This window comes from Vibrio sp. V43_P6S15P86 (assembly GCF_009904725.1).
Taxonomy (GTDB): domain Bacteria; phylum Pseudomonadota; class Gammaproteobacteria; order Enterobacterales; family Vibrionaceae; genus Vibrio; species Vibrio diabolicus.
Genome location: NZ_WXWT01000361.1, coordinates 1 through 10185, shown reverse-complemented (window position 1 = coordinate 10185; position 10185 = coordinate 1). Strand labels below are relative to the sequence as shown.

General features: G+C 44.1%; 7 protein-coding genes and 1 pseudogene. 3 read left to right on the top strand and 5 right to left on the bottom strand.

The features are described from left to right. Positions 1 to 424 precede the first annotated feature (424 nt). The 3 genes from CAG69_RS16440 to hrpA all read right to left on the bottom strand — a co-directional run bounded on the left by CAG69_RS16440 (position 425) and on the right by hrpA (position 5788). Positions 425 to 940 carry an outer membrane beta-barrel protein gene (locus CAG69_RS16440; protein ID WP_005377661.1) on the bottom strand — a complete coding sequence of 172 codons (516 nt, stop codon included), beginning with the start codon at positions 938 to 940 and terminating at the stop codon, positions 425 to 427. Positions 941 to 1139: 199 nt separating this feature from the next. After that, positions 1140 to 1619, bottom strand: a complete 480-nt coding sequence (locus CAG69_RS16435) for an outer membrane beta-barrel protein (protein ID WP_021033871.1) — start codon at positions 1617 to 1619, stop codon at positions 1140 to 1142. 182 nt (positions 1620 to 1801) lie between these two features. Continuing rightward, positions 1802 to 5788, bottom strand: coding sequence for an ATP-dependent RNA helicase HrpA (gene hrpA, locus CAG69_RS16430; RefSeq protein ID WP_202600803.1), 3987 nt, complete (start codon positions 5786 to 5788; stop codon positions 1802 to 1804). A 185-nt stretch (positions 5789 to 5973) separates the two neighbouring features. Here hrpA and CAG69_RS16425 point away from each other — a divergent pair, with 185 nt between their 5' ends. Beyond that, entirely contained in the window at positions 5974 to 6558 is a 585-nt protein-coding gene (locus CAG69_RS16425) for an FMN-dependent NADH-azoreductase (RefSeq protein WP_017634939.1), read from the top strand. A 94-nt stretch (positions 6559 to 6652) separates the two neighbouring features. Here CAG69_RS16425 and CAG69_RS16420 read toward each other — a convergent pair whose 3' ends face one another. Together CAG69_RS16420 and CAG69_RS16415 are read right to left on the bottom strand one after the other, a co-directional pair. Beyond that, positions 6653 to 6940, bottom strand: coding sequence for a hypothetical protein (locus tag CAG69_RS16420; protein WP_005389458.1), 288 nt, complete (start codon positions 6938 to 6940; stop codon positions 6653 to 6655). Between the two features lie 164 nt (positions 6941 to 7104). Further along, complete coding sequence (locus CAG69_RS16415; RefSeq protein WP_161445195.1) at positions 7105 to 8409, bottom strand: MipA/OmpV family protein; 1305 nt, start codon at positions 8407 to 8409, stop codon at positions 7105 to 7107. 235 nt (positions 8410 to 8644) lie between these two features. Here CAG69_RS16415 and CAG69_RS16410 point away from each other — a divergent pair, with 235 nt between their 5' ends. Both CAG69_RS16410 and CAG69_RS16405 read left to right on the top strand, forming a co-directional pair. Then, positions 8645 to 8995, top strand: a complete 351-nt coding sequence (locus CAG69_RS16410) for a hypothetical protein (protein WP_005377676.1) — start codon at positions 8645 to 8647, stop codon at positions 8993 to 8995. Between the two features lie 9 nt (positions 8996 to 9004). Continuing rightward, positions 9005 to 10185: pseudogene (locus tag CAG69_RS16405) on the top strand (alkaline phosphatase family protein); the annotation flags it as partial.

The window sequence follows — 10185 nt, the reverse complement described above, 5'->3', positions numbered from 1 at the left end:
TTATCCTGTCCAACCTGATAATCGGTTGTATCAATACTATATTTTTTAAATGCATTATCCATAAATACAAATTTAACGTGAATTTGAAACGCCCCTCAGGTGAGAAGAACTCCAATACCGCCCTCCATTAATTTGAACTCTAAAGTTTTAAAGCGGGACGAATTTTAGCAGCAATCACATATTTTTGCAAAAAGTCGTGGTTTATTGCATTTTAGGCTCAATTCGAGACAGATGAAGGGGAAATAATATCAACACAAAAATTATGAGGTCTAACGATTGATTTTGTCGTAGGTTGTAGACTAGAAAAGACACAAGAAATACTTAAGTTCATAGCCAGTCACTGCGCAAATAGAGAAGACCTGCGCTGATTTGGTTTCACAATTAACGACGAAACCAAATCAGCAAACCTTTCATCCAGCGAGCGTTATAAGAAATGGAAGGTGATGTTCCCTGTTACGCTGCTAACGGTATCGCTATCGCCTTCAATATCCACGCCAAACGCTTGATAACTCGCGCCCACAGACACATTGTCAAGCAAGAAGTATTCGGCACCAACACCATACATGTAAGAGACGCCATCATCTTTGTCTAAGTTTCTCAGTCCGCCGTCATAATCAACGTTGAATGCATTGATGCCGCCTTTTGCGTAAACGTGTAACGGGCCGAAGTCGATACTAGGTTTCGCCGCTAAATAGAATGAATCAAAATCAGCACTACCCCTGCTGCCACTCAAAGATAAATCCACTTTGCCGTGATTAAAGTAGCCTGCTTCAATGCCAATGAACGGCAAAATACCAGTACCGACATGAATACCGTAGGTTGTATCATTTTCGCTGTCGATATCGGACTGACCAATTTGGCCACCAGCGTAAATCCAAGAGTCAGCCATTGCTGACGTTGAGCACAACGTTAGAGCGAATAACGAGAGTGTTTTTTTCATACTATCCCTTCCTGATCGATTCCTAAGCGAAACATTACGCAAATATGCGCATTTAATCGCCACTATATATTGGAAAGCATAGGCATTTTAAGACTCTAAAAGTGAATAATTTATGTTCAACTTTTGTTTTGTGACTTCCAGACAAAAAAACACCGACATAAAGCCGGTGTGTTTCATATGGTGTTAGAAAGCTTGACGCTTATAGGAAATGTAGTGTTGCGTTAACAGAGAACGTGCTGATATCGTCTTTACCAGCAGTGTAGTTCATGTAGCTAGCACCAACAGACATCGGGCCAAAAATGAAGTACTCAGCACCCACACCGTACATTAGGTCCAAATCGTCATCGTCTTTGCCGCCTTTCACTTTTTTGTCCCACTGATGGAAACCACCTTTTGCGTACACGTGTAGCGGACCGAAGTCGATGCTTGGCTTAAGTGCTGCGTAGTAAGAAGTTAGCTTAGTGTCTTGACCATTTACGTTGAACTCACCGTGTTGTGTTACACCAGCTTCAACACCAATGATAGGTAGAATGCCTGTACCAACGTGAACAGAGTATGATGTGTCCGTCTCACCTTTGTAGTCAGACTGACCTACTGTTGCACCACCGTAAATCCAAGAATCCGCCATTGCCGCAGAAGATGCGCCAAGTAGCGCCACTGCTAATAGAGTTTTTTTCATCATCTACCTTTACTCTTTATTATTCCCACGTCTGCATAACTCAGTCGTTGGTACTACAAATAAAGGGAGGCGAACTATTGCCTCCCAGAACTAAAAAATAATGCTTATTGAGTTACTAGCAATTAGTGTACCAGCAACTTCTTAAGCGATAATTACAAATCTGACACTATTTTACTGGTTGATTAGCAAGCATCAATCGCGTTTTTGACTCGTTTATCAGAAACAGGATAAGGAGTGCCTAATTGTTGAGCAAAGTAACTCACGCGAAGTTCTTCAATCATCCAACGCACTTCTTTTACATTTTCAGGAATGGCCACACCTTTCGGGATCTTGTTCAGCAACTCTTTATAGTCTTGAGTCACAGATTCAATCTTCAGCATATGTAAACGATCTTTGTTTGGATCGATAGGCAACTTCTCCATACGGCGCTCTATCGCACGCATGTAGCGAAGAATATCCGGCAAGCGTTTCCAGCCACATTCCGTTGCAAAGCCTTTGAAGATCAAGCCTTCAATTTGTGCTTTGATATCGGACAGAGCAAACGCCATTGTGAAGTCGATCTTGCCTTTTAGCTTCTTATTGATGCTAAACGCCGTGGTCAGAATAGTCTCAACCTGTTGAGCAATCTCTACAACGGTGTCACCCAATTCAGCACGAACGTGTTCTTTCAACGCTTCGAACTTCTCTGGCTCCCAAACTAAACCACCCTGATCTTCAATAAGCTTATCGACACCACAGGCAATGCAGTCATCTATCAGATCAAGCACTTTGCCGTATGGATTAAAGTACAGACCCAGCTTCGATTTGTTCGGTAAGTTGGCGTGCAAATATTTAATTGGCGACGGTACGTTCAATAAAATTAGGCGACGCTGACCAGCACGCATTGCCGTTATCTGCTCGTACTCTGTTTCGTAGAGTTTGATTTCAACGCTGTCTTTGGTATCAACAAGCGCCGGATACGCTTTTACATCGTAGCCGCCACGTTTTTGTTGATACACTTTCGGCAATTCTCCAAAACTCCACGTATGCAGACCTTGCTGTTCGATATCGTCATCCGCAACTTTGGAAAGCGTTTCTTGAACTTTGTCTTTCAAACTTTCTTTCAGTTCATGAAGGTCTTTGTTTTCCTTCAGTTTACGATTTCGGTGATCAACCGCACGAAACGTGACTTTCAAGTGCTCAGGTACTTGTTCCAAGTTCCAGTCTTCACGCAGTACCTCTACGCCCGTCATGCGTCGCAACTCTTTCTCTAATGAATCTAGCAGCGGAGCTTCCATTGGCGTGACGCGTGCTAAGAATGCATCGGCATAGTTCGGCGCAGGTACAAAGTTCTTACGAATTGTCTTTGGCAACGATTTAATCAAGCTAACCACAAGCTCATGGCGCAAACCAGGGATTTGCCAATCAAAGCCCGCTGGTTCAACTTGGTTTAAAATCGGCAACGGCAAATGCACTGTGACACCGTCACTATCATCGCCTGGTTCAAATTGGTAACTCAATTTGAGCTTCAAACCATTTTGATGCCAGAAGTTCGGGTAATCCAAATCGGTCACATGGCTAGCATCACCCTTGAACAGCATCTCTTTTTCAAAGTTCAGCAGTTCCGGATTTTCTTTAGATGCCTTTTTCCACCACGTATCGAAATGCTTACCAGACACCACTTCGGTACCAACGCGTTGGTCATAAAAATCAAACAGCTCATCATCATCCACCAAGATGTCACGACGACGAGATTTGTGTTCAAGCTCTTCCACTTCTTGCAAAAGCTTACGGTTTTGCTTGAAGAACGCGTGTTTGGTTTCCCACTCACCTTCAACCAATGCACTACGAATAAAGATTTCGCGGCTAACGGTAGGATCGATACTGCCGTAGTTCACCAAACGTTTCGGTACGATTGGTACGCCGTAAAGCATGACTTTTTCGTGCGCCATCACCGCCGCGCGTTTCTTCGACCAATGCGGTTCGCTGTAACTGCGCTTGATAAGGTGCTTGGCTAATGGCTCGATCCACTCTGGTTGAATCTTGGCGATGATGCGACCCCAAAGTTTTGAGGTTTCCACCAGCTCAGCCGACATGATCCACTTAGGTTGCTTCTTGAACAGCCCTGATGCCGGGAAGATATGAAAGCGAGCATTACGAGCGCCTTGATATTCATTCTTTTCTTGGTCTTTCATGCCGATGTGCGACAGCAAACCAACCAAAATGGCACTGTGTACGCCATGGTAAGAAGCGGGCTCGTCGTTAAGCTTGAACTCCATCTCACGCATCGACTGATGAATTTGGAAGTACACATCTTGCCACTCGCGAACGCGCAAGTAGTTCAAATAGTCTTGCTTACACTGTTTGCGGAACTGATTGCTAGACAAGGCTTTTTGCTGCTTTTGGATGTATTCCCACAAATTCACAAATGTCAGGAAGTCCGACTCTTCATGGAAGAAGCGACGATGTTTATCGTCTGACGATTGTTGTTTGTCTGAAGGACGTTCGCGTGGATCTTGAATCGACAAGGCAGCTGCGATGATCATCACTTCTTTAAGCGCACCATATTTTGGCGCTTCCAATACCATACGCGCCAAGCGCGGATCGATTGGCAAACGCGCTAATTGGCGACCAATGGAAGTCAGGCGTTTTTTCGGATCTTTTACCTCAGAGTTAATCGCACCAAGCTCTTCCAGCAAACGCACGCCGTCTTGGATGTTACGTTTATCCGGTGCTTCCACAAACGGAAACGCTTGAATATCACCCAAACCAAGTGCCGTCATTTGCAAGATAACCGACGCTAGATTGGTACGTAGGATTTCAGGATCAGTAAACTCTGGGCGTGACTCAAAATCTTCCTCTGAGTACAGACGAATACAGATACCCTCTTCCACACGACCACAACGACCTTTACGCTGGTTCGCACTCGCCTGAGAAACTGGCTCGATTGGAAGACGCTGAACCTTAGTACGGTAACTGTATCGACTGATACGCGCCGTACCTGGGTCGATAACGTACTTAATGCCCGGAACAGTTAGCGAGGTTTCTGCCACGTTGGTTGCCAGTACAATTCGGCGACCAGTATGAGGTTGGAAAATCTTATTCTGCTCACCTGCCGACAAACGCGCGTAAAGCGGCACAATTTCCGTGCTCTTCAGATTACGTTTGGACAATGCATCTGCGGTATCACGGATTTCACGTTCACCGTTCATGAAAATCAGGATGTCACCTAAACCTTCATCGCACAGTTCATCTACCGCTTCGAAGATGCCTTCAAGCTGGTCACGATCATTGTCGTCATCACCGCTTAGTGGGCGGTAACGTGTTTCTACTGGGTAAGTACGACCCGATACTTCAATGATTGGTGCATTGTTGAAGTGTTTTGAGAAGCGTTCTGGGTCGATGGTTGCCGACGTGATGATCACTTTCAAATCAGGACGACGTGGCAGCAACTCTTTCAAGTAACCCAAGATGAAATCGATGTTAAGGCTGCGCTCGTGCGCTTCATCGATAATGATGGTGTCGTATTGATTCAAGAAACGGTCATGCTGAATTTCAGCCAACAAGATACCATCCGTCATCAATTTGATTTGGGTATTTTCAGAGATCTGATCGTTGAATCGAACCTTGTAACCAACAAACTCACCAAGCTTGGTTTCCATCTCTTCGGCAATACGGTTAGCAACCGAACGCGCTGCAAGACGACGAGGCTGAGTATGACCAATCAGACCAAATTTACCGCGACCAAGCTCAGCACAGATTTTTGGTAGCTGAGTGGTTTTACCAGAACCGGTTTCACCCGCGACGATAACCACTTGGTTTTCTTCGATCGCTTTCGCAATATCGTCGCGTTTTTGGCTTACAGGCAGGATTTCTGGGTATTCAATCGTTGGTTTGTAGTTGCTGCGCTGCTCTGCAACCATCATGGATTTTGCGATGTCTAATGCGATTTCGTCGAACACAGCATTACGCGCTGCGTCCTTCTTAATTTTGCTTGCACCAGAAATACGTTTACTCAAGCGGAAACGGTCGCGCATCATGCACTGATTCAGCGCTTTACGCAGAGATGCCGCGCTATTCACTTGAGCCTGAGGTGTTTGAGCTTGTTTCGCTGTCGCTTTTTGCGCACCATTTGACGGTGTCGCTTGCTCTTCAGCTAGATTCTTTTTTGGGGGCTGTGACGAAGTCAAAGCGTTTCCTATTCTTTTCATTACAAAAACTGCGCGGATTGTATCACACAAGATCTGTAACAAGATAACCGAAAGCTCATTCAATTTTTTCGAACATGTTCAGCGAATCGCTAGGCTTTTGAACTCACTTACGTTGCTTATAATGGCTCCCATAGTCGAAAGCACTTATTTAAGGAATAACCATTATGTCTCGTGTACTAGCTCTAAAATCAAGCATCCTTGGCGATTACTCTCAATCAAACAAATTGGTTGAAGACTTCATCAAAAATGTAGACCAAGACAAGCTTACTGTTCGTGATTTGGCTGCAAACCCGCTACCTGTTTTGGACTTCGCCGTTGCGACTGCACTGCGCGCTACGGAAGATCTTTCACAAGAACAGCAAGCGGTGGTCGACTTGTCTGACACCCTTATTGAAGAAGTAAAGGCCGCAGACACTTTGGTTATTGCCGCTCCAATGTACAACTTCACCATCCCGACTCAGCTTAAAAACTGGATTGATTTGATTGCTCGTGCAGGCGTGACATTCAAATACACAGAAAACGGCGTTCAAGGTTTGATTGAAGGTAAAAAGGCGATTGTAGTAACGACTCGTGGTGGTATTCATAAAGATTCACCAACTGACAACGTTACGCCATACCTACGCACTGTGCTGGGTTTTGTAGGAATCACTGATGTGGAATTTGTTTACGCAGAAGCGCTAAACATGGGTGAAGATGCGGCTGAAAAAGGCATTTCAGAAGCGCAAAGCCAACTTGCAACAATGGCGTAAGTTAGAATAAACCAGAATACAAAAGGGATTGGTTCGCGCCAATCCCTTTTTGGATCCTGATGCCTTGATCGTATTTATAGGGTCTCTTACATCGTCAAAAACGATTCACTTTCTCCAAGTTGCGTATTGCATCGAGGTAGACTTTTTCTAAAGACCGCTCAGCTTCGCTTATCATATTCTCGATCATCGCATTAAACGCGACATCGCTACGGATTTCTATATTGTCTCCCGCCTTAACGTCAAGAGAGTTGACGTACAACACCAACCATTCATCGCCCTCCAAGTGCCCTTCTCCGTGAATGGCAAAAAAGCGTTTGGCAAATTCAGCGTTGGTACAATTTATCGCTTCAATTTGAAGATTGAATGAGGAGTCGATACTCATGGTGCTCATCCCATCCGATTCATCAGATGCATCACAAACAGCCTTAACTCTGGCACGATATACGAAATTTCTCGTTGAAAGCAGCATAGTATTATTCATCATTACTCATAATGGGCGATAAATAAGTCAGTTGCAAATCCGACTTATATGCATCTCGCGATGCGCTAAAACTCGAACTGGAAATAAATAGTATTGTAGTTACTCCCACCTTTAATTCGCCCAAACTGGGAAGCGCTTTCAAAAATCGCCGAGCGGTGATGCAATGAATAGCCCACCCACATATTGTTCCAGCTCTTTTGGTTGAAGAGATCGCCTACATTGACATCAAACGAGAAATCTAAGTAGTTGAGCAACTTGCTTGGTGTATAACCCTTGTCTTCCATTTCTGTGCCTTCAATATAGGTAATGCTATCAATGTATGACACACCTTCCGCTACACCAAATCGCCAAGTCGTAGGCCAATTAACCGTACAATAAGCCTTAATCGCCATGACGTATTCTGTGCTCGCAGACTGAACACTGGACGACCAGTGATGAACCAACCCTGGCGTTAAATAAATATCAAGAGGAAAACCAAACAGCTCATCCGTTAATGGATGCCCATAAAACAATGAAGTAAGTTGATTGTCGTATGGGTCTTTTTCTCTCTCAAAGCTAAATATTTCACCGATGTTCGAAGGCGTCGCCCAACCATGCGCAATACGTAGATATGCTTTATTGCTCAGTGTCGGTTTCGGAGCTTTGCTTTTATCGTTGAAAAAGCCAAAACCGACAAACACTTCTCCCTGATATCGATCTTCTACAAGCTGACTGTTGTAGGCGTTATCATCTAAGCGAGTAACACTCGTCTCACCCAATAAATACAAATTTGAAGTTACATGGTAACGAGCTTTAATACCAAGATTGGTGTCAAGTCCAGCTCCAATTCTCTCGCCAGTAATATCCTTAAAGGAATAGTATTCACTATTGAAATCAGCGTCTTTGTATCGAATCGTAATCGATGGCTCTAATTCCCAATCACCAAATACATAATTGGCAGCAAGGCGGTAATTAGAGTGAAACTGGAGTTCGTCGTCCGTCATCAACTCTACTTCTGCGCGCCAATTGTCGTTAATGCTATAACGCACTTGCCCACCGAAATCGACTCTGTCCCCTTCATTAGCATTTTGTAGCGACATGGGAATATCGACAAATCTCAATCGCATGAGTGCGCTCGCGCGCCAGTCGGAATCACTCTCGTTATACAAAAAAGCGCCACCTTCAATGCCATTGATATACACATGTTGGTTTTCAAAGAACATCATTGGTACAAATGTACTCACCGTAGAGTCATTATCGGCGGTATAAAACGGAATCGATGCTGTGCGATACATCGCAGCAATCCCCCACGTTTGTTCTTCTGAACCATGCGCAGAAGAAACTGCCGCAGCTAAAGGTAAAGCGAGTGTTGTTAGAATTAATCTCTTCATGAGTTCGAAAAATGTTGGTTGAGAAGCAGGCAAACATCAATGATTTGCCATTAAAAGCTTATGTTCTGCTGATGATAGCCGTTACAATGGCAAATGTTGTCATCCTCGTGACAGTTTGAGTCCCAAGATCATATTAATATTGCACGACTAGGTGAGCTTGTTTGCGAATATTTTACCATCACAACAAGCGCTTAAACTCTAGCTTAGTTCTAAATCAAACATAATGAAGTAAAAAGTGAAAGCATCAGAACTCATCTCTACCTTGAATCATTTACCCGCAGATACAGACCCAGACATTGTGATGGGAGAAGCATGGCTGCCAGAGAGGTTGATAGGGACTCAACTCGATGGTGACATGTTGTTTTTGCACTTTGATAATGCACCAGAAGATGGTCAAGGTGACGAAGAAGGGCGTGGCTTCGTCGAACACGAAATCGACCTAATTAGAACTCGGCTTCAGCAAATTTTGGATGAAGACAGTGATAACGCGTCAAAAGCCGATGCGATGCTTGGTTTGTTCCTTATGGGACATGAACTTAGTAGCTCGCAAGTTATCGAAATATTAGAAGAAGAAGCTGACACATAAGGAGCCGTTTTGCCAGCATTGATGAACACGACTGAAATTTCTTCACTTCCTCTTGTCGTTGCAGGTCCGATCCTACGTAAAGTGACCGCAACTGAAATCAATATTTGGCTAGTCACCACCCAACGCTTGGAGGGTATGGTGCAAATTACGGATGAAAATGCCTCCATCCTTTATCAAGCCCCTTTAAGTGAACAAAAAGAACAGCTTCAAATCGGCCTCAATGCGTGGTGTTGCTTACTTAAATTAGAAGGCGAGTTTCCAACCCATCAAGCGTTACGCTATCAAATAAAAACGCAATATGGCTTAGTGACGGAACTGCTCCCTCACCTAACTTATGAGCGAGATAATACGCCAAACTTGGGTATTGAGTTCCTCGTTAGTGAAAAAGCGGATTATCTCTTACATGGCTCTTGCCGTAATCCCCATCACTTCAGTGATGATACATTGGTCGCTGCGGATCATAAAATCGCGTCTCAATCCATTGAAGAAAGACCAGATATGCTCATCATGAGTGGTGATCAAATCTATGCAGACCATGTTGCAGGCCCCACTCTCGATGCCATTGAGCAAGTCATAGCTTTATTGGGTTTGCCAGGCGAAGAATTCGATCAAGCTCCGATAAAAAATACCAATGACCTCTACCAACACCCTGCTTGCTATTATGGTCGAGATAAATTGTTGCCTCATTATGTGAGTGATGACAGTTTACTAAGTAAGTTTTTTCCACACCGAGGGACACCAATATTCAGCGCCAAAGAGTGTGAGAATCACCTAATAAGCTTTGCTGAGTGCTTTGCAATGTACTTATTGGTTTGGTCTCCGACCTTGTGGAAGCTTGTTCGAACGGATCGTTTATTAGAAAACGAATTTACTGTCGGCGGAGAAGTTCTTGAACCGAAATGGCAGCAGCAATGGCGCGAAGAAAAAAAACAAATTGATAAATTCGTCGCAGGTCTGGACAAGGTTCAACGCTTACTCGCTCACATTCCAACCTATATGATCTTTGATGATCACGATGTCACCGACGATTGGAATCTCACCATAGGCTGGGAACAAGCCGCATACAGCAACACGTTTGCAAAACGCATTATCGGTAATAGCTTGATTGCTTACTGGCTTTGCCAAGGTTGGGGAAATGCGCCAGAAAAATTCAATGATGAATTTATGAGCCTCGCTCAACGCTTTATCGA

What these genes read in the sequence shown, in the direction of transcription:
- CAG69_RS16440 (WP_005377661.1), bottom strand. Translation starts at nt 940, where the DNA reads ATGAAAAAAACACTCTCGTTATTCGCTCTAACGTTGTGCTCAACGTCA.
- CAG69_RS16435 (WP_021033871.1), bottom strand. Translation starts at nt 1,619, where the DNA reads ATGAAAAAAACTCTATTAGCAGTGGCGCTACTTGGCGCATCTTCTGCG.
- CAG69_RS16425 (WP_017634939.1), top strand. Translation starts at nt 5,974, where the DNA reads ATGTCTCGTGTACTAGCTCTAAAATCAAGCATCCTTGGCGATTACTCT.
- CAG69_RS16420 (WP_005389458.1), bottom strand. Translation starts at nt 6,940, where the DNA reads ATGAGTATCGACTCCTCATTCAATCTTCAAATTGAAGCGATAAATTGT.
- CAG69_RS16415 (WP_161445195.1), bottom strand. Translation starts at nt 8,409, where the DNA reads ATGAAGAGATTAATTCTAACAACACTCGCTTTACCTTTAGCTGCGGCA.